The sequence below is a fragment of the Streptomyces mobaraensis genome, assembly GCF_020099395.1.
Taxonomy (GTDB): Bacteria; Actinomycetota; Actinomycetes; order Streptomycetales; family Streptomycetaceae; genus Streptomyces.
In genome coordinates this window covers 3,261,597-3,283,973 of the sequence record NZ_CP083590.1, presented here as the reverse complement: position 1 = coordinate 3,283,973, position 22,377 = coordinate 3,261,597, and the positions used below count along the sequence as shown (strand labels likewise).

Sequence of the window (22,377 nt, the reverse complement as noted above, 5' to 3'; positions counted from 1 at the left end):
CCCACCCTCTCGCTCCTGTTGCGACGCTGACGTCCGCTCACCATAGAGGAGTTGGGGGAGGGGGAGGGGGAGGGGGAGGGGGAGGGGGAGGGCTACCGGAGGCCGGCCGGTTCGCGGTCTCCGGCGGGAGCGGGGCAGGTCTGCGCCCGGCCCCTGAGCCGGCGGAGCATCCGGGCGTCCTGGAAGCCGACGGCGCGGGCCGCCGATTCCACCGTCGAGCCCTGGGCGATGAGGTGTTCGGCGTGCTCGACGCGCAGCTCCTGCTGGTACCGCAGGGGCGTCAGGCCGGTGGCGTGAGTGAAGTGACGGGTGAGGGAGCGCTCGCTGAGTCCGACGGACGAGGCCAGGTCGGAGAGGCGGAGGACGGAGGTGTAGCGGGAGTCGATGAGGTCCTGCGCGTGGTGGACCGCGTCGCTGAGGTGCGCGCGGTGCCGCAGCATCGCGCTGTGCTGCTGGTCGTCGCCGTTCCGCCGGGCGAAGACGACCATCTCCCGGGCGACGCGCGCCGCGGTCGCCGCGCCGTGCCGGAGGGCGACGAGGTGGAGGGCGAGGTCGATGCCGCTGGCGATCCCCGCGGAGGTGATCAACCGCCCGTCGGTCACGTACAGCACGTCCCGCACCACCTGCGCCTTCGGGTAGCGCCGCGCCAGGGCGTCCTGGACGTCGTGGTGCGTGGTGCAGCGCCGGCCGTCCAGGAGGCCGGCGCGGCCCAGGGCGTCCGCGCCCGCGCAGATGCTGGCCACCGTGCCGCCGGCGTCGTGGTGTTCGACGAGCCGGTCGAGCAGCGCCCGGGGGATGTCCACGTGCTCCCTGAGGCCCTTGGTGCGCCAGCCCGGGACCACGACGAGGTCGTCGGGCGTCAGCGCCGGCCACTCGGTGCCGGCGCGCAAAGTGATGCCCTGGGCCGTGGGGACGTCTTCCCGCTCGCTCACGTACATGATCCCGTAGGGGTGCCCGAGGTCGTCGGCCGTCGAGAAGACCTGGGCGGGGCCCGCGAGGTCCAGCAGGTGAAGTCGCGGCACGAGCAGGAAGACGACACGGGTCACGATCCGGTCAGCTCCTCGGTCAGCTCGTCGACGGTGGCGATCCGCGCGAACCGGCCCGCCAGGACGTACTCGGTACGGGCCACGATCGCGTCGGTCTGCAGCGTACGCGGGTCCGCGAGGATCTCCTCCAGCGAGCGGCCCTCCGGGGCGTCCGGGTGCTCGATCGGGTGCGTGGCCGTCGCGTCCGTCACGAACGTCACGTCGTACCCGAGGTCCGACGCCACCCGGGCCGTCGTCTCGCAGCACTGCTCCGTACGGATACCGGTGATCAGGACCTCGCGGACGCCCTGCTGGGTGAGGTACTGCTGGAGGTTGGTGGTGGTGAAGGCGTTGTGCGACGTCTTGACGAGCACGGGCTCGCCCTCCGCCGGCTCCAGCCCCTCGATCGGCCGGTTGAAGCCGCGCTCGGGGTCGAAGACGGTGCCGGTGCCCGGCTCGGAGTGCAGGATCCAGACGACCCCCTCGCCCTTGGCCCGCTGGGCCGCCAGCAGGCGGTTGATCTTCTCGACGACGTCGGGGTTGTGGGTGGCGGCCCAGTTGGCCCGCTGCCGGAAGGACTCCTGGACGTCGATCACGATGAGTGCGCTGTTCATGGCTTCATCCTGCGGCGCGGGAGCCTGTCGGATGAAGGCTTGATCGGGCCCCGACCCGGAACGATCCGGTCACGCGCGGCCGGTGCCGGTACGGGCGCCCGGCGGACGGTCGCGGGCGCTTGGCGGACGGTCGCGGGTGCGGCGCCTCAGCGCCTCAGCGCATCGGCCGGCAGGCCGCAGGGCCTCGCGGCCGGTCCTTGTCGCCGTGCGTCCCGCGCCGCGCGGACACGGCCTCAAGCGGCGGTCCCGGCTCGCCACTGCGGCCCATGTGCCCCGCCTCGCGGAGGAGGTCCGCTCCCCTCGACGGGGGAGTGGGACCGTCCGCCCGGACGATCCGCCCGGCACGCCCGCCCGGTGAAGGTGGACCCATGGACCTCGATCCCCACGCCATCGCCCCTCGGGCAGCCCGCCTTCCCCAGCCGCTCCTTCGGGCCGCCGCCTACGCGGCCGCCGCCTGGGCCATCGCGTTCTCCCTGGTCCACCTGTACTGGCTCTTCGACGGCCGGATCGGCCTGCCGGCCGGTCTCTCCGTGCGCGGCGACACCCCGCTCCTCGTCATCGACGTCCTCGCCGTCCCCGTTTGCGCCGTGGCCGCCGCGCTGGCCCTGGCGCTCGTCCGGCCCTGGGGCACACGCTTGCCGGCCGGACCGCTCACCGTCCTCCTCTGGGGCACCACCGCACTGCTGCTTTTCCACGCCGCGCCGTCCGTTCCCGACTGGGCGGCCCTGGCCGTCGGCGCTCGTACGGCTTCCGACCTCGACGCGATGGGCAGGTTCGCGACCTTCCTGTACGAGCCGTTCTTCATGACCGGCGGGCTGCTCTTCGCCCTCGCCTGCCTCGGCCGCCGAGCGGGGCGCCCGAGGGGCGCGTTCGGTCTTGGGGGCGCCAACGCGAGGTGAGAGCTTCTTGCCCACGGCACTAACGGCCGGTTTCCAGCCGCCCGTTTCGGGCCAGGGCGAGGAGGGAGCGGAGGGCGGCCGGGGCGAGGGTGAGGACGGTGCCGGGGTCGTCGCTCTCGCGGAGGTGGAGGGCGTCGGCTCCGTGGGAGGCCACCTCCAGGCAGTCGCCGTTGCCGCCGCTGGTACTGAAGCTCGACTTCTGCCAGAGGAGCTTGGGCATGGGAGGCCTTTCACAGGGTGTACAGCACGTGGTGGATGAGGCTCAGGGAGTCTCTGTCCGTAGAGAACTCGCGTTCATTTCCAGGGTCAATGGGTGGCAGAGCGATGGCTTGCAGGTCCTCGAACGACTTGGTGAAACCCCGCAGGTGTTGCTGATCGCTGATGAAGGGGGACGAAGCCGGTTGCTCGATGTAGACGGTGTCAAGTTCAGGGACGGTCGCCTGGAAGACAAGAAAAGGCGTGTTGGACAGGGGCGGATAGACGCCGGTCTTGAACGGCAGGAGTTGAATGCGTACCTGAGGGAGGCGGGCCATATGGACCAAGTGCTCGATCTGGTCGCGCATGACGTGTGGCGGCACGAACTGTAGGCGCAGGGCCGTCTCGTGGACCACGGCGTGGAGCCGCAGCGCGCCTGTCCGAACCGCGTCCTGCCGCCGCAGCCTGAACTCGATGTACTTCTCGCGAAGCGCCGGATCGGCCTCGCGTTCCCCCTCTTCGATGAGTGCCCGGACATAGTCGGGTGTCTGGAGCAGGCCCGGCACGTAGAGCCATTGGAAAGACCGGCACGACACGGATGACGCCTCCAGCTCCGCCAAGTCGAGTGCCTCGCTTGCCATATGGCGCTTGTAGTCGGACCACCATCCCCGCCCAGTGGATCGACCCATCTCCACGAGCGCGTCAATCAGCGGTTCGGATCGGCAACCGTATGCGTCAGCAAGCGCCCGTAGCTTCACCTCGGGAATGGCTGTGCGAGCCGCCTCGATGTGGCCCAGGTGGGGTGGGCCGAGGCCCGCCACGGCGGCGGCCTCGCCGACTGACAACCCGGCCGCAAGGCGGAGTCTGCGCAATTCAAGGCCCAGTCGGCGCTGACGTTGGGTGGGGTTGGCGCGTAGGCCCATGCATGCCCTCCTGTGGATCGTCAGCAGTCTGCCGGGTTTCGGTGGGAGCGATCCACTCGATGGGGGCAATCACCCTGAACAGGTTGCAGGTTGGCAACCGGTTTCCTCTACGGTCGTCGCGACCGCCCTTCCCGCCGCCGTAAGCCGGAAGCGCACCGTCGAGCCGATCCCTGTGTGTCGACGGCAATGCCACCGCATGAGACGGACGGGCACCGGTGAACCCAAGGAGTCACGCATGTGTCCCATCACCACCCTGGCCCCGGCTGCCGACCCACACCCGCACCTCCGGCCCCGTACCGACTTCTCCCTCTCCTTCCCGCCCGCGCCCGCGTGGGTGGGGGTCGCGCGGGAGGCCGTGCGGACGGCGATCGGGGAGGTCCACACGTCCGAGCTGACGGAGATGGCCATGCTGCTGACGTCCGAGCTGGTCACCAACGCGATCGACGCCTGCCGCCGCACCGGATGCCCGGCGCCGGTCGGGGTGCATGTGGAGTGGGCGACGGGTGGGGTGCGGGTGCTGGTGCGGGACGACGTTCCCGGGCTGCCCGTGCCGGTGCCGCCCCGGCGGTGGGAGCCGGACGAGAGGCCGGAGCGCGGCAACGGCATGCTGATCGTCGGGGCGTGCGCGACGGACTGGGGGGGTCTGCCGGCATGGTCCGGGGACCGGGAAGACGGTCTGGTTCCAGCTCGGTTCGTGAGAAGGACCGGACGTCGTGTGTGATCTTCGTCCACGGTGTTCTTCCGGGCCCTCCCGGACCGTTCCGGCTGTGGCAGAGTCTGGCCCGTGGATCCCCTGCGCCCTCACGACCCCCCGGCCATCGGCCCGCACACGCTCCTCGCCCGACTCGGCAGCGGCGGCATGGGGCAGGTGTACCTGGGCAGGTCGCCCGGCGGACGGCAGTTGGCGATCAAGGTGATCCGGGAGGACTTCGCCCAGTCCGGCGACGCGGCGGCCCGCTTCCGGCGCGAGGTGGAGACGGTACGGGCGGTGCGCAGCGCGTACACGGCCAACCTGGTGGACGCCTCGCTGGAGACGGTGCCGTACTGGCTGGCCACCGAGTACGTGCCGGGGCCGACGCTGACGCGGGTGACGGGTGAGCGGGGGCCGCTGCCGCCGGAGACGTGCTTCCGGTTGTTCGCGGCGCTCGCGGAGGCGCTGGCGCAGGTGCACGAGCACGGGATCACCCACCGGGATCTCAAGCCGCACAACATCATCCTGTCGCCGGTCGGGCCGAAGCTGATCGACTTCGGGATCGCGCGGGGTGCGGAGCAGACGGCGCTCACGCGGACCGGTGTCGCGGCCGGTACGCCCGGTTACACCGCGCCCGAGGTCATCACGCGGAACGAAGTGACGTTCGCCGCCGACGTGTTCGCGCTCGGCGCGACGATCGCCTGCGCGGCGACGGGCCGACCGCCGTACGGCGAGGGGTCGCTGGAGTCCGTCGTGTACCGGGTCGTGCACGGGGAGGTCGACGTCGACGGGGTCGAGCCCCGGCTGGCCGGGCTCGTCCGGGCCTGCACGGCGGCGGACCCGGGGGCGCGGCCCGCTCTCTCCGAGGTGATCGGGCGCTGCGGCGTGACGTCGTCGCTCGTCGACGATCCGGTGTACGGCGCGTTCGCCGAGCTCGGGGAGCGGGCTCCGGAGGACGTTCAGGCGGCGGCAGCGGCCGGCCTGATACCTCAGCGGCTCGTGGGGGCCGCCGCGTACACGCCCACGTACGCTCCGACGTACGTACCGCCGCCGCAGGCGCCCGAGCCGCCGCGGCGCCGGTCCCGGCGGGGGCTGTGGATCGGCGCGGCAGCGGGTTCCGTGGCGCTCGGGGTCGCCATCGGGCTCGTGGTCGCCCTGCCGGACGAAGGCGACCGCGCGTCGGGGGCCGGCGCGGCCGGTGCCGGACCGTCCGGGCAGCCGGCGGCCGTTTCCTCCGGGCTGCCCGCCGGCACCCCGGGCCCTGCCGGGAAGCAGAGCGGCGCCCCACAGAGCTCCGAGAGTGCCGCGCCCACGAGCGCCGCACCGCCCGCTGGGCCGCGGGAGGAGCCGAAATACATCGAGGCCACGAATCCGAACCGCGACTTCTGGAGCCCGGCCGGCGGCTCCGGCATGGGCAGTTGCAACATGCCGTCCGAGGAGCGGAGCGAGTACTTCCAGGCGGGGATCCCGGCTATCGCCAACCCGGCCGAAGGGCCCGTGGTGACCGCCGACGGCGGAGGGATCTCCTTCCGCCTCAAGTACGCCGATCCGAAGCTGGAAAAGCCGTATTACGTCTCGGTGGCGGTGAAACCGCCGCACGAGATCGATCCCGCGACCGGTAAGGCGTCCAGGTTCACCAATCTCGGTATGGGATACACCAGCACTCCCGTCGACCTGTTCGCAGGCGGCGACCCGACGAAGGACGTCGAGTTGAAGTACCCGGACGACTTCCGGGCCGTGCAGGACGGCAAGCCCTACGCCTCGGCCGTCCCGTTCCACGCCGACCCGGGAAACTGGACGGTGATCTTCTATCACGTCAAGGGACCGAAGGAGTACGCCAGCGTGATGTGCCGGGGATTCACGGTGCGGTAGCGCTTGGGCCGCCCTCCGTGCGCGACGTCGCACGCACCGGCTCACGCTCGGTCGTACCGGCCGGGCGAACACGCTCCCCCCGCTCTGTACCTTCGGCCAAAGCCTTGCGAACCGCGGGTATATGACACCGCGCTGGGGGAGTATTGCCGGGTGCGTAAGTGGTGGATGGGCATCGGTATCGGTATCGGGCTGGGCATGAGCCTCCTCGGGCTGCTGTTCTTCGCGACGTTCACCATGGCCGGCAACATCGCGAGTGGGGCCCGGGGCGCCGTGGGCCTGGCCAAGGGCGCGGTTCCCGTGGAGTACCAACCACTGATCGAGAAATGGGGCAATCTCTGCCCCGCGATCTCGCCGCCGCTGCTCGCGGCGCAGCTCTACACCGAGAGCAACTGGAATCCGAAAGCGCGGAGTCCCGCCGGTGCGCTGGGGATCGCCCAGTTCATCCCCGAGACGTGGGCCCAGTACGGGGTGGACGCCAACGGCGATGGAAACCGGGACATATGGGAACCGGCCGACGCCATCGCGTCGGCCGCCACGTACGACTGCGCGCTGGCGCGGGACGTCAAGGGCATTCCGGGCGATGCCACGAACAACATGCTGGCCGCGTACAACGCCGGCGCCTATCGGGTCATCAAGGCCGCGGGCGTCCCCGCGATCAGCGAGACCCAGGGCTACGTCAGATCCATCCGCGACCTCGAGAAGAGCTTCGCCCGCCCCGTAGGCCGCGTAGCCCCCTCGCAGCAGGCGGCAGGGGCCATCTACTTCGCCCAGGAGCAGCTGGGGAAGCCCTACCTGTGGGGCGGGGAGGGGACCGCGGCGGACGGGGGGCGGTTCGACTGTTCGGGGTTGACGAAGGCGGCTTACGCGTCCGTCGGGATCGAGTTGCCGCGCGTCGCGAACGACCAGTGGAACGCCGGGCCGCACCCGAAGCGGGACGAGCTGATGCCGGGGGACCTCGTCTTCTTCGCGCACAACCTGAACGACCCGCGTTCGATCCATCACGTGGGGTTGTACGTGGGCGGGGGTTACATGATCAACGCGCCGCACACGGGGGCCGTGAACCGGTTCGACAAAATCGACACGCCGGATTACATCGGTGCCACGCGCGTGACGGATGCGGGGGGCGAAGGCGTTGCCCAGGGCGAACGGCGTGTGAACCCTGGGCCTCCTGCTCCGCCCCTGGTCACCCTTGGATAACGTCCTGGTGATCATTGAGTGGAGAGCGGAACGCCGGGTCGGATGGGCGCGTTCCATGGGGGTGGGCGAGCCGCGCCTCACCATGGGCGCACGGACCACGGGGGTTTGGCAGCTGCACCGAGCTACAGGCGACAGATAAGGGGGCACCACATGCCCGGACACGAGGCGGTCCATCCCCTGGCGGAGGCCAAGGGAGGCTCGTCGGGCCCCGACGTCAGCCTGCTGTACGACATCAACGGGCTGGCCAAGGACGCCCCGGGCTGGCTCGACCGGACGGTGGAGTTCGTCGGCGAGTACGGAATCGTCGTCGGGCTCGGCTTACTGATGGTCTGTGCGTGGTGGAGCGTGCGCCGCGGCCCGGACGCCCCCGGTGGCGTCGCCGCGCTGCTGTGGGCGCCCCTGGCGGCGGGTCTGGCGCTGCTCGTCAACGTGCCGATCCGGGGCTTCGTCCGGCGGCCCCGGCCGTTCCTGGAGCACCAGGGGCTCGACGTGCTGGTCAAGGGCAAGACGGACTTCTCGTTCGTCAGCGATCACGCCACGCTGACGATGGCGCTGGGCGTCGGGCTGTTCGTGGCGCACCGCCGGTACGGGCTGATCGGCATCGGCCTCGCGTTCCTGGAGGGCTTCTGCCGGGTCTTCATGGGGGTGCACTACCCCACGGACGTGATCGGCGGTCTGGCGCTCGGCACGGCCGTGGTGCTGCTGCTGGCGCCGCTGGCGATGATGCTGCTGACGCCGCTGGCCGGGTGGGTCGCCGCGTCGCGCGCCGGGTGGCTCGTACGGTCGCGGAGCGCGCCCGCGCCGATCGTCGTCGCGGAGGAGGCCGGCACTGTCACGGGCCGTCAGCCGTCGCACGGTGACAAGGGTTTGGCGGCCTGAGACGCGGGCGAAGGGCCCTCACGGCGTGCACGGCCCCTGTCGGATAATCCCGGCGGGGGCCTTCGTCATGTCCATAGGATCCGGCCTCGATGAAGAGACGTGTGCAGTTCACCGAGCAGGTCGTGCGGTTCCGTGACTACATGCCGGTCGAGGACCGGGAAATGTTCCTGCGCCTCGTCGACCGGATCGCAGCCGAGCCCGAAGGCGCCGGCAGTCACCTTGCCTATACGAATGACGCTGTGACGCGCGCGGCGTGGGAGGACCGAGTGGTGATCCACTACGTCGTGACGTCCTTCTCCGTGGTCGTCTTCGAGCTCGACATCTATGACGTGGCGCGTGGTTTCAACGAGTTCTAGTCGGACGCGGTGAGGGCCCCGAGACCGGTCGGGGCCCTCACCGCGTCCGCGCTACAGCGCCTGCGGGAAGCTGAACACCCGCTGCGGGTCGTACTGCCGCTTCAGCTTCGTCAGGCGGTCCGCCGCGTCGCCGTAGTACGCCGTGCGCCAGTCCTTCAAACCCGCGTCCGCGTAGTTCTGGTAGGCGGCGCCGGACGCGTAGCGGCGCATCGCCGTGTGGACGCCGTCCAGCCAGGCGACCTGCGGGCCGCCGGAGGCCGAGGCACCCCATGAGGTGAGGTACTGGGCCAGGAACCGCGAGCGGCGGTGGACGAACGCCGTGTCCAGCGGCTTGACGCGGTTGACCGCGCCGCCGAGTGCCGTCAGCTGGATGGATCCGCCGCCGCCCCCGCCCTTGCGGCCGAAGCGTTCCGTCTGGTCGAGGAGGGTGCGGATGCCGGCCGCGCTGAGCGAGCGGTCGTAGAAGTCGGAGCGCGCCGCGTACGTCTCGCGGCCGAGCTTGCCGGCCTTGTCGCGGCCGGGGGTGCGGCCCGGGAGGTGGGACTGGGCGAGGGTGAGGTCGGCGCAGCCGGCGTAGCGGCGCATGCTGTCCAGGTACGGGCGGCTGCGCACCGAGATGCTCGCCTTGCCGCCGCCGACCTTGGCGGCCAGCTTGTCGAGCGCGTTGGCGAGGCCGCTCTTGGTGCCGAGGGAGAAGGCGGCGACGGCGATGTGCGGGGTGCGGCCGGGGCTGACGGACAGGTCGCAGGCGGACCAGATCTCGTCCGGCTGGGTCGGCCCCCACTCCTGCCAGGCGCGGAGGACGTCGGCGGCCTTGGCCCACGGCCAGGAGACGTAGCCGGTCACACCGTCGCCCACCCGGCGGGTGCGGAAGCGGAGTTCGGTGACGACGCCGAAGTTGCCGTTGCCGGCGCCGCGCAGGGCCCAGAAGAGGTCGGGGTTGCGCTGGGCGTCGCACTCGACGGTCTTGCCGTCGGCGGTGACGAGGGTGGCGCCGGTGAGGCTGTCGCAGGTCAGGCCGTACGCCCGGGAGAGGACGCCGTGGCCGCCGCCGAGGGTGAGGCCGGAGACGCCGACCGTGGGGCAGGAGCCCGCGGGGATGGTGACGCCGCTCGCCGCCAGGCCGGTGTAGACGTCGATGAGCTTGGCGCCGGCGCCGATGACGGCCGAGGACGAGGTGGGGGTGCGGATGGTCCTCAGCCGCGAGACGTCGAGGACGAGCCGCCCGTCGCCGCTCGACCAACCCGCATAGCTGTGGCCGCCGTTGCGTATGGACACCGGTATGGAGAAGCGGCGGGCGAAGGAGAGGCAGGCGGCTATGTCCTGGGTGCCCGCGACGTAGGCGACGCCGGCCGGGCGCTGTCCGTCGTAGCGGGTGTTGTAGAGCTGCCGGGCGGTGCCGTAGTCGGCGTCGTCGGGGCGCACGATGCCGCCCTTGAGGCCCTTGCCCAGGGCCGTCCAGTCCGCCGCCCGCACCTTGGCGGAGCGCGCGGTGGTACGAGACGCCGGGGTGACCGGGGCGGCCGGGGCCGCGGTCGCCGTGCCGCCCGTGAGGGCGGGCGCCGCCCAGGCCGCCGCCGTCAGTCCTGTCGCCGCCGTCAGCAGTGTGCGCCTGTCCATGGTGCGTTCGCCCCCGTTGTTCCCGTGTGCCCTGATCCCCGTTCCGACGTAAGGAACAGATGATCAGGGCGGGGGAACGGTTCCCGGGGGAGGGACGAAGGGGTCAGTGGCCGGTCTGTGCCAGATGTCCGTCGGCGTCGGTGCGGGCCTGGGAACGGGCCCGGCGCGCCGGGCCGAGCCAGCCGCAGGTGCAGCGGGCGGAGCAGAAGGAGCCGCGTTCGCCGGTGCTGACGTGGTGTTCGGCGGCGGGGGCCGGGGGCCGCGTGGAGTGCTGTGCGGGGTGCTGTGCTGGGTGCGTCTCGGACACACCACCACGCTACCGGCCGGACCGGCCCCCGTCCGCCGCCTTCCGCGACCGTGACGGCGGCCCGGACGCGGTCGTTGGAAGAGAACAGGTTCCACCAGCGCGCGGCAGGGAGCTGACGGTCATGGCGGTGCACGGGCACGGACGCGGGGCCGCGGTGGCCACGGCGGTGGCGGGCGGCCTCGCCCTCGGTCTGCTGGTGACCGGCTGCGCCGAAATCAAACCGGGCGAGGAGGCGCGGGACGCCCTCGGCGGCGGGCACGGCGGGGTGCTGCGGGCGGTGCGGACGGCCGACGAGGCCCGGCCGGGGCGGGCGGCCGACGCGCTGCGCGGGGTGCGCGAGGCCCTGGCCGCGGCGGGCGGCGCCCGCGTCCGTACCGTCATGGAGACGGAGAGCGGCGGGACGCGGCTGACGATCCGGGGCGCCGGGGTCTACGACTTCGCGCGGCCGGCCGGGAGGCTGACGGTGCTGGTGCCCGAGGACGCCCGGGGGGACGCCGAGCACCGGCCGATCACCGAGGTGTTCACGCCGGGCGCGCTGTACATGAAGAACCGGGGCGCGGGCGTCCCCGCGGACAAGTGGGTCCGCCTCGAAACGGGCACCCTCGCCGACGGCGACCTCCTCACCAGCGGCGCGACGGACCCGCTCGCGGCGGCCGAACTGCTCGGCGGCGCGCGGGAGGTGACCTGCGCGCGCGACGAGGGCGTGGACGGCGTCCCCGTACGGCATTGCCGGGGGAAGGTCGACCTGACGGAGGCGGCGCGCCGGGCCCCGGCCCGTGACCGGGCGGCGCTGGCCGCGGCGGCGAAAGGGTTCTCCTCGGGGGCCGTGGACTTCGACGCCTTCCTCGACGACGCGGGCCGGGCGCGGGTCCTGCGCTACCGGTTCAGCGTCCGGGAGGACGCGGAACGGGGGAAAGCGCGGCGGGGGGAAACGGAGCGGGGGAAAGGGGCGGAGGGCGGGACCTCTCCGGGCCGTACGGCCGCCCCAGCCGCCGGTGCGCCGATGACCGTGGTGTCCACGGTCGAACTCACCTCGTTCGGATTCGCGCCCGACATCCGTCTCCCGGCGCCCGCCGATATTTATGCGGGGACGGTCGCCTCACCCCGCAAATAGCGGAGCCGGGCCTGGTTGGCCATGGAAATGGTCCTTCTGTGCCATGCGCGGCGTGTGTACCGATCACTAATCTGGAAACCGGACCCTCGTAAGACGCCCGGCCGGTCCCGCCCGGCCGGAGGCCAGTGAGTGAGCGCTCCCGAGTGCTCCCGTACCAGACACGCAAGGCCCGAGGAGGTGAATCACGTGGTTTCGCGGCGCGGTTCGGCACCCGGTCCGGACCCCGTGGCCCTCATCGAGATCGACCTCTACGGCGAGTTGATGATCGCCGCCACGGGTGCGGCCGAGGATCGGCTGAGCCCGGACCGGATCGACGAGGTGCTCAGAGTCGTACGGCCCCGGTCCCGGCGGCCGGCTCCGCCGGGGGACGCGGACGGCTGAGGGCGACCGCGGGCGATCGAGGGCGGGGTGGCGGCTTCGTACGCTCCTCCCCGCGCCCGGGGCAGGTCAGGAGCGCAGCAGCCGTGCGATGGCCGCCGTCGCCTCGGCGACCTTGGCGTCGATCTCGTCGCCGCCCTTGACCGCCGCGTCCGCGACGCAGTGCCGCAGGTGCTCCTGGAGGAGCTGGAGGGCGAAGGACTGCAGCGCCTTGGTGCCCGCGGAGACCTGGGTGAGTATGTCGATGCAGTAGACGTCCTCCTCGACCATGCGCTGGAGGCCCCGGATCTGGCCCTCGATCCTGCGCAGTCGCTTGAGGTGCTGGTCCTTCTGGTGGCTGTAGCCGTGGGGGCCGTGGTGTGCACCGCCGCTGTGAGCGCTCTGGGTGCTGTGAGCATTGTCGCTTCCGGTGGCTCCGGTGGCTCCAGCCGCCCCGGCGGCTTCCGCGGCGGGCGCGGGGCCGCCGTGGCAGGACGCCGCGGCCGGTTCGCCGGTGCCGGCCGCTGTGGTTCCCGTGGTGGTCATGGCGTCCTCCGTTGTCCCGCGCGTTCCGCGCCGTCGGACGGCGCGTCGCCGTCCGTTCGGGGGCGGGGCCGTGGCGCGTCCCGTGTGGCTGTCCGGCTTATACCCCATGTGTATACCCCTGCCGGGTATATGTTACCGAAATCCCCGGCGTACGGCCGTGGAGAGGGTGGTACCGGCTTGGTGTGCACTCTGCCCGATGGGCGACACTGAGGGAATGCCAGTTAGCTGTGGCCGGATGATGCGCCTAGCATCAACGAGACCGAATCCGCTGCACCCCGAGGATCCCACGTGCGCTTTCGTCTGACCCCCAGGGAGACGAGCTTCTACGACATGTTCGCCGCGTCCGCGGACAACATCGTCACGGGCTCCAAGCTCCTGATGGAACTGCTCGGTGCGGAGCCGTCCGCCCGGGCCGAGATCGCCGAGCGGATGCGGGCAGCGGAGCACGCCGGGGACGACGCGACCCACGCGATCTTCCACCAGCTGAACTCCTCGTTCATCACGCCGTTCGACCGCGAGGACATCTACGCCCTCGCGTCCTCGCTCGACGACATCATGGACTTCATGGAAGAGGCGGTCGACCTGGTCGTCCTCTACCAGATCGAGGAACTGCCGAAGGGCGTCGAGCAGCAGATCGAGGTCCTCGCGCGAGCCGCCGAGCTCACCGCCGAGGCCATGCCGAACCTGCGCACGATGACCAACCTCACCGAGTACTGGATCGAGGTCAACCGCCTGGAGAACCAGGCCGACCAGATCCACCGCAAGCTGCTCGCGCACCTCTTCAACGGCAAGTACGACGCCATCGAGGTGCTCAAGCTGAAGCAGGTCGTGGACGTGCTGGAAGAGGCGGCGGACGCGTTCGAGCACGTCGCGAACACGGTCGAGACCATCGCGGTCAAGGAGTCCTGACCTCCGGTGGATACGTTCGCACTTGTCGTGACCATCGCGGTCGCGCTCGGATTCACCTATACCAACGGCTTTCACGACTCCGCGAACGCCATCGCGACCTCGGTCTCCACGCGGGCGCTGACCCCGCGCGCGGCCCTGGCGATGGCCGCGGTCATGAACCTCGCCGGTGCCTTCCTGGGCAGCGGCGTCGCCAAGACCGTCAGCAAGGGCCTGATCGAGACGCCGGTCGGCGACAAGGGGATGGGCATCCTCTTCGCCGCGCTGGTCGGCGCGGTCGTCTGGAACCTGGTGACCTGGTACTTCGGTCTGCCGTCGTCGTCCAGCCACGCGCTGTTCGGCGGCATGGTGGGCGCGGCGCTCGCGGGCGGGACGACCGTCATCTGGTCGGGCGTCGTCGAGAAGGTCGTCGTCCCGATGTTCCTCTCGCCGTTCGTCGGTCTGATCATCGGCTATCTGGTGATGGTCGTGATCATGTGGATGTTCCGGAAGTCCAACCCGCACAAGGCCAAGCGGGGCTTCCGGATCGCCCAGACCGTCTCCGCGGCGGGCATGGCGCTGGGGCACGGCCTGCAGGACGCCCAGAAGACCATGGGCATCGTGGTCATGGCCCTGGTCATCGGGGACGTCCAGGACAAGGACGCCGCGATTCCGCTCTGGGTCAAGCTGGTCTGCGCGATCACGCTGTCGCTGGGGACGTACGCGGGTGGCTGGCGCATCATGCGGACGCTCGGGCGGCGGATCATCGAGCTGGATCCGCCGCAGGGGTTCGCCGCCGAGACGACGGCCGCCTCCGTGATGTACACGGCCTCGTTCATGTTCCACGCGCCGATCTCGACGACGCATGTGATCACTTCCGCGATCATGGGTGTGGGCTCGACCAAGGGGTCGCGGGCCGTGCGGTGGGGTGTCGCCAAGAACATCGTGATGGGATGGTTCATCACCATGCCGGCCGCGGCGATCGTGGCCGCGTTCAGCTATTGGATCGTGCAGCTCGCCTTCGGGTGACCTCGGCTGTCTGACGGATCGGGCCCGCCCCCTGCCACCCAGGGGGCGGGCCCTTTTCGCTCCGCGGCGGCACCGCCATGCAGCGCCGCGGGGCGAGTCGGTGGGGGGTGCCCCGGTCCCGCCCCTTCGCCGATTCCCGGGGGCAAGCCCCCGGACCCCCGAAGCGCGCTGCGCGCGCTGTCCTCAATCGCCGGACGGGCTGGAAGGTCAGGGCCTACCCGAAGCGCCCCGAGATGTAGTCCTCCGTCGCCTGCACCGACGGGTTGGAGAAGATCCGCTCCGTGTCGTCGATCTCGACGAGCTTGCCGGGCTGGCCCACCCCCGCCAGGTTGAAGAAGGCCGTGCGGTCGGAGACGCGCGCCGCCTGCTGCATGTTGTGGGTGACGATGACGATCGTGAACCGTTCCTTCAGCTCGCCGATGAGGTCCTCGATGGCGAGGGTGGAGATCGGGTCGAGGGCCGAGCAGGGCTCGTCCATCAGCAGGACCTGGGGTTCGACGGCGATGGCGCGGGCGATGCAGAGGCGCTGCTGCTGGCCGCCGGAGAGGCCGGCGCCGGGCTTGTTGAGGCGGTCCTTGACCTCTTTCCAGAGGTTGGCGCCCTTGAGGGACTTCTCGACGACGCCGTCCAGTTCGGACTTGCGGATCCGGCCGCCGTTGAGGCGGATGCCGGCGGCGACGTTCTCGTAGATGGACATGGTCGGGAAGGGGTTGGGGCGCTGGAAGACCATGCCGACCGTGCGGCGGACGGAGACGGGGTCGACGCCGGAGCCGTAGAGGTTCTCGTCGTCCAGCATCACCTTGCCCTCGACGCGCCCGCCCGGGGTGACCTCGTGCATCCGGTTGAGGGTGCGCAGGAAGGTGGACTTGCCGCAGCCGGAGGGGCCGATGAAGGCGGTCACGGAGCGGGGTTCGACGGTCATCGAGATGTCGTCGATGGCCTTGTGGGCGCCGTAGTAGGCGGAGAGGCCGCTGACGTCGATGCGCTTGGCCATGATGATCACTTCTGCTTTCTTACGCGGGGCGGGTCAGCGACCGGCCTTGGGGGCCTTCCAGCGGGCGATGCCGCGGGCCACCAGGTTGAGGACCATGACGAAGGCGATCAGCACCAGGGCCGCGCCCCAGGCGCGGTCGTAGCTGGCGTCGTTTCCGGCCGCCCACTGCTCGTAGATGTAGTACGGCAGCGAGGACTGCGCCCCGTCGAACGGGTTGTTGTTGATCACCTGGGAGCCGAAGACCAGCAGCACGATGGGCGCGGACTCGCCGGCGACGCGGGCGACGGCGAGCATGACACCGGTGGCGATGCCGCCGATGGCCGTCGGGAGGACGACCTTGAGGATCGTCCGCCACTTGGGCACGCCCAGGGCGAGGGAGGCTTCGCGGAGCTCGTTGGGGACGAGCTTGAGCATCTCCTCGGTGGAGCGGACCACCACGGGCATCATCAGGATCGCCAGGGCCATCGCGCCGGCGAAGCCGGAGTAGCCGAAGTCGAGCATGATGATCCAGAAGCTGAGGATGAACAGGCCGGCGACGATCGACGGGACGCCGGTCATCACGTCCACGAAGAACGTCACGGCCCGCGCGAGCCGGCCGCGGCCGTACTCCACCAGGTAGATGGCGGTCAGCAGGCCCACCGGAGCGGCGATGGCGGTGGCGATGCCGACCTGCTCCAGGGTGCCGATGATGGCGTGGTAGACGCCGCCGCCGGGCTGGATGGTGAGCACGCCGGCCATGGAGTGCGAGAGGAAGCCGCCGTCGAGGACCTTGGAGCCGCGGGAGATCGTCTCCCAGATCAGCGAGACCAGCGGGACGACGGCGATCAGGAAGCACATCCAGACCAGGCTGGTGGCGAGCCGGTCCTTGGCCTGCCGGCGGCCCTCGACGCGGGCCGTGAAGCCGTAGGTCAGGCCGACGTAGAGCACGGCGGCGATCAGGCCCCACTGCACCTTGCTGTCCATCCCGGCGCCGAGGCCGATCCCGCAGCCGACGGCGAGGGCGAGGGCGGCCAGGGCGGCGGGGGCCCAGCGCGGCAGCCGGGGCCGGTGCAGGCCGGGGGCCGGCCGGGACGCGTCGTCGGCGGTCGCGGGACGGTTCATGGTCACGTCGCTCACGAGAACTCCTTGCGGCGGGCGATGATCATCCGGGCCGCGCCGTTGACCAGCAGGGTCAGGAGGAACAGGACGAGGCCGGAGGCGATGAGCGCGTCCTTGCCGGTCTCGCCGGACTCCTTGAAGCTGCTCGCGATGTTCTGGGCGAAGGTGCCGCCGCCCGGGTCGAGGAGGCTGGTGGAGATCAGGAAGCTGGGGGAGAGGACGGTCGCGACGGCCATCGTCTCGCCGAGGGCGCGGCCGAGGCCGAGCATCGAGGCGCTGATGACGCCGGAGCGGCCGAAGGGCAGGACGGCGGTCCTGATGACCTCCCAGCGGGTGGCGCCGAGGGCCAGCGCGGCCTCCTCGTGCATCTTCGGCGCCTGGAGGAAGACCTCGCGGCTGACGCTGGTGACGATCGGCAGGATCATGATCGCCAGCAGGATGCCGATGGTGAACAGCGAGCGCGCGGCGCCGTCGTGGTAGGCGAGGACGCCGGTCCAGCCGAAGTACTCGTCCAGCCAGCCGTAGAGCCCGCCGAGGTGCGGCACGAGGAACAGGGCGCCCCACAGGCCGTACACGATCGACGGCACGGCGGCCAGCAGGTCGATGACGTACGACAGCGGCGCGGCCAGCCTGCGCGGCGCGTAGTGCGAGATGAACAGCGCGATGCCGACGGCCACCGGGACGGCGAGGACCATCGCGATCAGCGAGCTGACCACGGTGCCGAAGGCGAGGACCGCGATGCCGAAGACCGGCGGGTCGGCGTTGGCCTTCCAGTCGAACGTGGTGAGGAAGTCGCCCTCGTCGACGGAGAGCGCGTGGGCGGCGCGGACGGTGAGGAAGACCGCGATGGCGGCCATGATCACCAGGAGGAGGACGCCGGAGCCCCGGGAGAGCCCGAGGAAGATCCGGTCGCCGGGGCGGACGGTGGCCTTGGTCGCCTTCGTCGTCCTGGCCCCAAGGGCGGGGGCGGGCTGTGCCGCCACCAGGTCGGGGGTGGCCTGGCCGGGTGGCCGGCCGGCCGGTGCCGGGTTGGCTATGTCCTTGTCATTCACGGAATTCTCCGGTCTGCGGGGCCGGACGCGCTGTGCGTCCGGCCCGTGGCGCGGCGGTGCACCGGATCGTGCGAACGCCCGCGGGGGCGGCCGCACGGGGGGTTCAGGAGAGGCTCGCGACGTTCTCGCGGACCTTCTTCGCGATCTCGGCGGGCAGCGGCGCGTAGCCGAGCTGCTTGAGCACGGACTGGCCGTCCTCACTGGCGATGTAGGTCAGGAAGGACTTGGCGGCCGGCAGCGTCTCGGCCTTGTTGCCCTTGTCACCGACGATCTCGTAGGTCACCAGGGTGAGCGGGTAGGCGCCCTCGGCCTTGGTGGTGTAGTTGAGCTTGAGCGCCAGGTCCTTGCCGGTGCCGGTGATCTTGGCCTCGGCGATGGCCTTGGACGCGTTGTCGGGGCTGGCCTCGACCGGGGCCGAGGCGCCGGTGTTGAGCTTCACCGTCTTGATGCTGCTGGCGGTGGCGTAGGACAGCTCGAAGTACGAGATGGCCCCCTGCACCTGCTTGACCTGCGAGGAGACACCGGCCGAACCGTCCGCCGCCTGGCCGCCCTTGGGGGCCCACGCCTTGGCGGGCGCGTACGGCCAGGAGTTGCCGGCGGCGGCCTTGAGGTACTTGGTGAAGTTGTCGGTGGTGCCCGACTCGTCCGAGCGGTGGAACGCCTGGATCTTGGTGTCCGGGAGCTTGGCGTCCTTGTTGAGCTTGGCGATCGCCTCGTCGTTCCACTTCTCGATCTTGCCGTCGAAGATCTTGGCGAGGGTGTCGGCGTCGAGGACCAGGTTGTCCACGCCCGGCAGGTTGTAGCCGATGGCGATGGGCCCGCCCACCATGGGCAGGTTGATGCCCTGGCCGCCCTTGACGACGTCCTTGGACTTGGCGACCTCCTCCGGCTTCAGCGGCGAGTCGGAGCCCGCGAAGGCGGTCTTGCCCTGCAGGAACTCCTGGATGCCGGCGCCGGATCCGGTGGCCTTGTAGTTGATCTGGATGTCCTTGCAGGCGGACATGAAGTTCTTGACCCACAGGTCCATCGCGTTCTTCTGCGCGGACGAGCCGGAGGCCAGGAGCTGGCCCTTGCCCTCGCACTTGACGTTCGACGCGGTCTTGGCGGTGCCGTTGCCCCCCTGGCCGCTGTCGCTGTTGTCGTCCGAGCCGCACGCCGTGAGGACCAGGGCGCCGGAGACGGCGATGGCGCCGAAGGCGACGGCCCGGAGCCGGTTCTTGCGCTGAAGCTTCACTTTCGGGTGTTCCTTCCGGGAGCCGCCGCTGGGGCGGCGTGCGAGAGGTAGGTGGTGCGGTTTCGGAATTCTGTGGTGCGGTGTCGGGATTCTGCGGTGTCCGGTCCTGCGCGCGGAGCGGCCACGCACGGGTGGTGACCGCCCAGCCCCTGTTCTACGGCCGAAATTAAGCAGATCAGGTGAAGCCGTCGAAGGAGCGAGGTGAACGAGGGGTGAACCTCGGCCGTCAGGGCGGTGGCAGGGCTCGGGGAGGGGGGACCGCGGGATTCGGGGAGGCGCTACCGAACGAATCGCGCCAGCGCGGGATTCCGGACAACTGTGACGCAGATCTCTGTCGGTTCGCCCGCCCCCATGACACGATCCGTTCCGCGCGTTGCGGCATGTGAGGACGTGGCGTTCGAGTCGCGGAGGTATTCCGGTGGGGCGGAACGGCGGAGCCGTTGGTGGCGTGGACAGGGACGTCGCGGGAGGCGCGCGGAACGGCAGACCCGATAACCGGGTGCCGGTATTCCGCAGAGTGGTCGTCGCGACGGCCGTCGTCTGCGCCGCCGTGACCGCCGGCGCCGCGCTCCCGCAGGCCGCCTGGGCCGACCCGGCGCCGCCCGCGAAGAGCCTGGAAGAGGTCCACCAGGAGGTGGAGTCCCTGTACCGCAAGGCCGAGTCGGCCACGGACGCGTACAACGCGGCGAACGAGCAGACCCGGCTTCAGGAGAAGAACGTCGGCGACCTCACCAAGCAGGTCTCCGCCGCCCAGGAGCGGGTGAAGGAGCTCAAGGACCGCGTCGGCGAGCTGGCCCGCACCCAGTACCGCACCGGCGGACTGGCGCCGTCCACGCAGCTGTTCATGGCCCGCTCGCCCGAGGAGTTCCTCGACGCGCTCGACACCACCCGCCGGGGGCAGGACGCCACCCGCCGGCTGCTGACCGAGACGGAATCGGCCAAGGCCGAGCTGGAGAAGTACGTCAAGGCCGCCGACGAGCGCTGGAAGCGGCTCAAGGACGAGCGGAAGAAGAAGGACGAGGCGAAGAAGGAGATCGAGGCCCGCCTCGACGCCGCGAAGAAGCTGGAATCGCGCCTGGAGGAGAAGGAGCGCGAGCGGCTGCGGCAGATCGAGGAGGAGAAGGCCCGCCAGGCGCAGCGGACGTGGCTCGCCTCCGACGCCCTCAAGGGCGTCTCCCTCAAGGACGCCGGCTCGGCCACCGAGATCGGCCGCCGCGCGGTCGCGTTCGCCACCGCTCAGATAGGCAAGGACTACGTCTGGGGCGCCGTGGGCCCGGACACCTACGACTGCTCCGGCCTCACTTCCCGCGCCTGGGCGACGGCCGGCCTCGGGATACCGCGCACCTCGCAGGAGCAGTGGCGGCAGCTGCCCAAGGTCGACGTCCGGGACATGCGCCCCGGTGACCTCATCATCTACTTCTCGGACGCCAGCCACGTCGCGATGTACGTCGGCGACGGGATGATGGTGCACGCGCCGCGTCCCGGCCGGCAGGTGACGATGGCGGGGGCGGGGTCGATGCCGATCCTCGGGGTGGTCAGGCCGGGGGCGTGAGGCCGTGCGGGAGGGGCGTGGGGGTTCGGAAGCGCGCTCCGGAAGCCGCGACGGTGGCTTGGGGCGCGTTCCGGGGGACGGCGGGGCAGCTCGGGTCCGTCCTCGGTACCGCGGGGGTGCTCCCTCTGCTGCTTGCCGCTGCCGCCTCCCGCTCGACGGCGGGGGCCGGGGCGTGACCGCCGTCTCGTAACGGGCGTCACGTCCACCGCGTGTGCTGTGCCGGTGGCTCCCTCCGACTGGCTGTGGCCACGTAACGGGGGTCACGTAACGGCGGTCACGTAACGGGCTTCGCGTAACCTCCGTCACGTAACGGGCTTCGCGTAACCTCCGTCACGTAACTCCCGCCACACAAGCGGCGGCACGTGAGGCGGACCACGTAACCCACGTCACGCGACGGCTGGTTCGCGCTCCAGAGCGGGCGTCGTATGGACTTCGGGGAAGCGCGCGACCCGTTCTCGTACGTACGTGTGCGACGTGACGTTTCTCATGACGTTTTCCTCCCGGCCCGCCCCAAAAGCGGCGTTGGCGACGGCATATGACGGAGGCGGGTGGCTCCGTACCATTCCGTTCGCCCGCGGCCTGCCGCTACTGTCGCGTCGGGCGCCCGCCGACCTGCGCGGCGTCGCCCTCGGGGGTGGGGCGCCTCCCGGCGATCGCCGGGGGAGGAAGGAAACCGACGTGATGCCCGTATCCGCACCCGGACCGGTGGCGCCCGCCGCCGGACCGTCCGACGGCGGGCTGACCCTGCTCGTGATCGAGGACGACCCGGCGGGGTCGCTCTCCATGCCCGAGATGGCCGACATGACCGTGGTGGCCGGCAAGCCGGTCCGCATCCGCACCGCCCGCAACCTCACCGAGGCGGAGCGGCTGCTCACCCACGACGTCCAGTGCATCCTCCTCGACCTCGCCCTGCCCGCCGCCGGGGAGCCCGCCGGCGGCGGCCCCGACGCGCCCCGCGACGAGCTGGACACCCTGCGCCGGGTGCTGCGCCTCGCCCCACGGCACGCCGTCCTCGCGCTGACCTCGGAGAACGACGCCGAGCGGGCCGCCGAGGCGGTCCGCGTCGGCGCGCAGGACTACCTCTTCCGCGACGAACTGGACGGCCGGGTGCTCAGCCGCGCCATCCGCTACGCCGTCGAACGCAAGCGCGCCGACCTGGCCCAGCACCAGCTCACCGAGTCACGGCTGCGCGCCCAGGAGAACGCCCGGCTGGAGCGCGGCCTGCTGCCCCACCCGCTGCTGGCCGGATCCGGCCTGCGGTTCGCCGCCCGCTACCGGCCGGGCCGCAGCCGCGCCCTGCTCGGCGGCGACTTCTACGACACGGTCCGGACGCCCGACGGCACCGTCCACGCGATGATCGGCGACGTCTGCGGGCACGGCCCGGATGAGGCGGCGCTCGGCGCCGAACTCCGGATAGCCTGGCGGGCGTTGACCCTCGCCGGGCTCCACGGCGGCGAGCTGCTCGGCGTCCTCCAGGAGGTCCTGGAGCACGAACGCGCCGACGAGGAGATCTTCGCGACCCTCTGCACGCTGGACATCGCGCCCGACGGCCGCTCGGCCGCCCTCTTCCTGGCCGGCCACCCGGCCCCGGTGCTGGCCCGCCCCGGCGAGCCGCCGTGCCTGCTGCCGCAGGACGACGGCGGCCCGGCCCTCGGCCTGCTGCCGGAGGCCCGCTGGCCGCGGCTGGAGGTGGCGCTCGGCGACGCCTGGAGCCTGCTGATGTACACCGACGGCCTGATAGAGGGACGGGTGGGCGGCCGGGAGGGCGGGGCGCGGCGGCTCGGGCAGGAGGGGATGGTCGAGATGATCGCCCGGCAGATGAAGGAAGGTCTGTCGGGTGAGGAGCTGCTGGACGCGGCCGTCACCGAGGTGCGGGCCCTGAACGGCGAGGAACTGACGGACGATCTGGCCGTGTTGCTGCTGGACCGCTAGCCGTTC

General features: G+C 71.2%; 23 protein-coding genes. 12 read left to right on the top strand and 11 right to left on the bottom strand.

What is annotated here, in order from left to right; all coding sequences use genetic code 11:
- Positions 1–92 precede the first annotated feature (92 nt).
- Together K7I03_RS14085 and K7I03_RS14080 are read right to left on the bottom strand one after the other, a co-directional pair.
- Positions 93–1,046 carry a GlxA family transcriptional regulator gene (locus tag K7I03_RS14085; RefSeq protein WP_185941631.1) on the bottom strand — a complete coding sequence of 318 codons (954 nt, stop codon included), beginning with the start codon at positions 1,044–1,046 and terminating at the stop codon, positions 93–95.
- Entirely contained in the window at positions 1,043–1,639 is a 597-nt protein-coding gene (locus K7I03_RS14080; protein WP_185941630.1) for a cysteine hydrolase family protein, read from the bottom strand. Before K7I03_RS14080 ends, K7I03_RS14085 begins: the two co-directional genes overlap by 4 nt.
- A 368-nt stretch (positions 1,640–2,007) precedes the next feature.
- Between K7I03_RS14080 and K7I03_RS14075 the strand changes: the two genes are divergently transcribed.
- A complete protein-coding gene (locus tag K7I03_RS14075; protein ID WP_185941629.1) occupies positions 2,008–2,538 on the top strand; it encodes a DUF3995 domain-containing protein in 531 nt (176 codons plus the stop codon).
- Positions 2,539–2,557: 19 nt separating this feature from the next.
- Here K7I03_RS14075 and K7I03_RS14070 read toward each other — a convergent pair whose 3' ends face one another.
- Positions 2,558–2,758 carry a DUF397 domain-containing protein gene (locus K7I03_RS14070; RefSeq protein ID WP_185941628.1) on the bottom strand — a complete coding sequence of 67 codons (201 nt, stop codon included), beginning with the start codon at positions 2,756–2,758 and terminating at the stop codon, positions 2,558–2,560.
- Between the two features lie 10 nt (positions 2,759–2,768).
- A complete protein-coding gene (locus K7I03_RS14065) occupies positions 2,769–3,656 on the bottom strand; it encodes a helix-turn-helix domain-containing protein (RefSeq protein ID WP_185941627.1) in 888 nt (295 codons plus the stop codon).
- Positions 3,657–3,891: 235 nt separating this feature from the next.
- Between K7I03_RS14065 and K7I03_RS14060 the strand changes: the two genes are divergently transcribed.
- The 5 genes from K7I03_RS14060 to K7I03_RS14040 all read left to right on the top strand — a co-directional run bounded on the left by K7I03_RS14060 (position 3,892) and on the right by K7I03_RS14040 (position 8,651).
- Positions 3,892–4,377 (top strand): ATP-binding protein, encoded by a 486-nt coding sequence (locus K7I03_RS14060; protein WP_224347041.1) that lies wholly within the window; start codon positions 3,892–3,894, stop codon positions 4,375–4,377.
- Between the two features lie 63 nt (positions 4,378–4,440).
- The gene (locus tag K7I03_RS14055) at positions 4,441–6,219 is read left to right on the top strand and encodes a serine/threonine-protein kinase (RefSeq protein WP_185941625.1); all 1,779 of its coding nucleotides are present in this window, start codon (positions 4,441–4,443) and stop codon (positions 6,217–6,219) included.
- A gap of 165 nt (positions 6,220–6,384) precedes the next feature.
- On the top strand, positions 6,385–7,416 hold the full coding sequence (locus tag K7I03_RS14050; protein WP_317988265.1) for a bifunctional lytic transglycosylase/C40 family peptidase: 1,032 nt from the start codon (positions 6,385–6,387) through the stop codon (positions 7,414–7,416).
- Positions 7,417–7,566: 150 nt separating this feature from the next.
- On the top strand, positions 7,567–8,295 hold the full coding sequence (locus K7I03_RS14045; protein ID WP_185941624.1) for a phosphatase PAP2 family protein: 729 nt from the start codon (positions 7,567–7,569) through the stop codon (positions 8,293–8,295).
- Positions 8,296–8,396: 101 nt separating this feature from the next.
- Positions 8,397–8,651 carry a hypothetical protein gene (locus tag K7I03_RS14040; protein ID WP_185941623.1) on the top strand — a complete coding sequence of 85 codons (255 nt, stop codon included), beginning with the start codon at positions 8,397–8,399 and terminating at the stop codon, positions 8,649–8,651.
- Between the two features lie 51 nt (positions 8,652–8,702).
- Here K7I03_RS14040 and K7I03_RS14035 read toward each other — a convergent pair whose 3' ends face one another.
- Both K7I03_RS14035 and K7I03_RS14030 read right to left on the bottom strand, forming a co-directional pair.
- Complete coding sequence (locus K7I03_RS14035; protein WP_185941622.1) at positions 8,703–10,271, bottom strand: FAD-binding oxidoreductase; 1,569 nt, start codon at positions 10,269–10,271, stop codon at positions 8,703–8,705.
- 103 nt (positions 10,272–10,374) lie between these two features.
- Positions 10,375–10,578 (bottom strand): hypothetical protein, encoded by a 204-nt coding sequence (locus K7I03_RS14030; RefSeq protein ID WP_185941621.1) that lies wholly within the window; start codon positions 10,576–10,578, stop codon positions 10,375–10,377.
- A gap of 121 nt (positions 10,579–10,699) precedes the next feature.
- Between K7I03_RS14030 and K7I03_RS14025 the strand changes: the two genes are divergently transcribed.
- Positions 10,700–11,692, top strand: coding sequence for a hypothetical protein (locus K7I03_RS14025; RefSeq protein ID WP_185941620.1), 993 nt, complete (start codon positions 10,700–10,702; stop codon positions 11,690–11,692).
- Positions 11,693–11,878: 186 nt separating this feature from the next.
- Complete coding sequence (locus K7I03_RS14020; RefSeq protein ID WP_185941619.1) at positions 11,879–12,073, top strand: hypothetical protein; 195 nt, start codon at positions 11,879–11,881, stop codon at positions 12,071–12,073.
- A 66-nt stretch (positions 12,074–12,139) separates the two neighbouring features.
- Here K7I03_RS14020 and K7I03_RS14015 read toward each other — a convergent pair whose 3' ends face one another.
- Positions 12,140–12,595, bottom strand: coding sequence for a metal-sensitive transcriptional regulator (locus tag K7I03_RS14015; RefSeq protein WP_185941618.1), 456 nt, complete (start codon positions 12,593–12,595; stop codon positions 12,140–12,142).
- Positions 12,596–12,883: 288 nt separating this feature from the next.
- Here K7I03_RS14015 and K7I03_RS14010 point away from each other — a divergent pair, with 288 nt between their 5' ends.
- Positions 12,884–13,504: a DUF47 domain-containing protein gene (locus K7I03_RS14010; RefSeq protein WP_185941617.1), complete on the top strand. Its 621-nt coding sequence runs from the start codon at positions 12,884–12,886 to the stop codon at positions 13,502–13,504.
- 6 nt (positions 13,505–13,510) lie between these two features.
- A complete protein-coding gene (locus tag K7I03_RS14005) occupies positions 13,511–14,509 on the top strand; it encodes an inorganic phosphate transporter (protein ID WP_185941616.1) in 999 nt (332 codons plus the stop codon).
- 214 nt (positions 14,510–14,723) lie between these two features.
- On the opposite strand, the gene pstB is transcribed toward K7I03_RS14005, so the two are convergent.
- The 4 genes from pstB to pstS all read right to left on the bottom strand — a co-directional run bounded on the left by pstB (position 14,724) and on the right by pstS (position 18,887).
- Positions 14,724–15,503 (bottom strand): phosphate ABC transporter ATP-binding protein PstB, encoded by a 780-nt coding sequence (gene pstB, locus K7I03_RS14000; protein ID WP_185941615.1) that lies wholly within the window; start codon positions 15,501–15,503, stop codon positions 14,724–14,726.
- A gap of 33 nt (positions 15,504–15,536) precedes the next feature.
- Entirely contained in the window at positions 15,537–16,604 is a 1,068-nt protein-coding gene (gene pstA / locus K7I03_RS13995; RefSeq protein ID WP_185941676.1) for a phosphate ABC transporter permease PstA, read from the bottom strand.
- 11 nt (positions 16,605–16,615) lie between these two features.
- On the bottom strand, positions 16,616–17,584 hold the full coding sequence (pstC, locus tag K7I03_RS13990; RefSeq protein ID WP_224347424.1) for a phosphate ABC transporter permease subunit PstC: 969 nt from the start codon (positions 17,582–17,584) through the stop codon (positions 16,616–16,618).
- Between the two features lie 172 nt (positions 17,585–17,756).
- Positions 17,757–18,887, bottom strand: a complete 1,131-nt coding sequence (gene pstS / locus K7I03_RS13985) for a phosphate ABC transporter substrate-binding protein PstS (protein ID WP_185941614.1) — start codon at positions 18,885–18,887, stop codon at positions 17,757–17,759.
- Between the two features lie 499 nt (positions 18,888–19,386).
- On the opposite strand from pstS, the gene K7I03_RS13980 reads away from it, so the two are divergent.
- Both K7I03_RS13980 and K7I03_RS13975 read left to right on the top strand, forming a co-directional pair.
- On the top strand, positions 19,387–20,439 hold the full coding sequence (locus K7I03_RS13980) for a C40 family peptidase (RefSeq protein WP_224347040.1): 1,053 nt from the start codon (positions 19,387–19,389) through the stop codon (positions 20,437–20,439).
- A gap of 681 nt (positions 20,440–21,120) precedes the next feature.
- The gene (locus tag K7I03_RS13975) at positions 21,121–22,371 is read left to right on the top strand and encodes a PP2C family protein-serine/threonine phosphatase (protein ID WP_185941612.1); all 1,251 of its coding nucleotides are present in this window, start codon (positions 21,121–21,123) and stop codon (positions 22,369–22,371) included.
- Positions 22,372–22,377: the final 6 nt, after the last annotated feature.

Coding starts and splice junctions, on each gene's coding strand:
- K7I03_RS14080 (WP_185941630.1), bottom strand. CDS start 1,639: ATGAACAGCGCACTCATCGTGATCGACGTCCAGGAGTCCTTCCGGCAG.
- K7I03_RS14075 (WP_185941629.1), top strand. CDS start 2,008: ATGGACCTCGATCCCCACGCCATCGCCCCTCGGGCAGCCCGCCTTCCC.
- K7I03_RS14070 (WP_185941628.1), bottom strand. CDS start 2,758: ATGCCCAAGCTCCTCTGGCAGAAGTCGAGCTTCAGTACCAGCGGCGGC.
- K7I03_RS14065 (WP_185941627.1), bottom strand. CDS start 3,656: ATGGGCCTACGCGCCAACCCCACCCAACGTCAGCGCCGACTGGGCCTT.
- K7I03_RS14060 (WP_224347041.1), top strand. CDS start 3,892: ATGTGTCCCATCACCACCCTGGCCCCGGCTGCCGACCCACACCCGCAC.
- K7I03_RS14050 (WP_317988265.1), top strand. CDS start 6,385: ATGGGCATCGGTATCGGTATCGGGCTGGGCATGAGCCTCCTCGGGCTG.
- K7I03_RS14045 (WP_185941624.1), top strand. CDS start 7,567: ATGCCCGGACACGAGGCGGTCCATCCCCTGGCGGAGGCCAAGGGAGGC.
- K7I03_RS14035 (WP_185941622.1), bottom strand. CDS start 10,271: ATGGACAGGCGCACACTGCTGACGGCGGCGACAGGACTGACGGCGGCG.
- K7I03_RS14025 (WP_185941620.1), top strand. CDS start 10,700: ATGGCGGTGCACGGGCACGGACGCGGGGCCGCGGTGGCCACGGCGGTG.
- K7I03_RS14015 (WP_185941618.1), bottom strand. CDS start 12,595: ATGACCACCACGGGAACCACAGCGGCCGGCACCGGCGAACCGGCCGCG.
- pstB (WP_185941615.1), bottom strand. CDS start 15,503: ATGGCCAAGCGCATCGACGTCAGCGGCCTCTCCGCCTACTACGGCGCC.
- pstA (WP_185941676.1), bottom strand. CDS start 16,604: ATGAACCGTCCCGCGACCGCCGACGACGCGTCCCGGCCGGCCCCCGGC.
- K7I03_RS13975 (WP_185941612.1), top strand. CDS start 21,121: ATGCCCGTATCCGCACCCGGACCGGTGGCGCCCGCCGCCGGACCGTCC.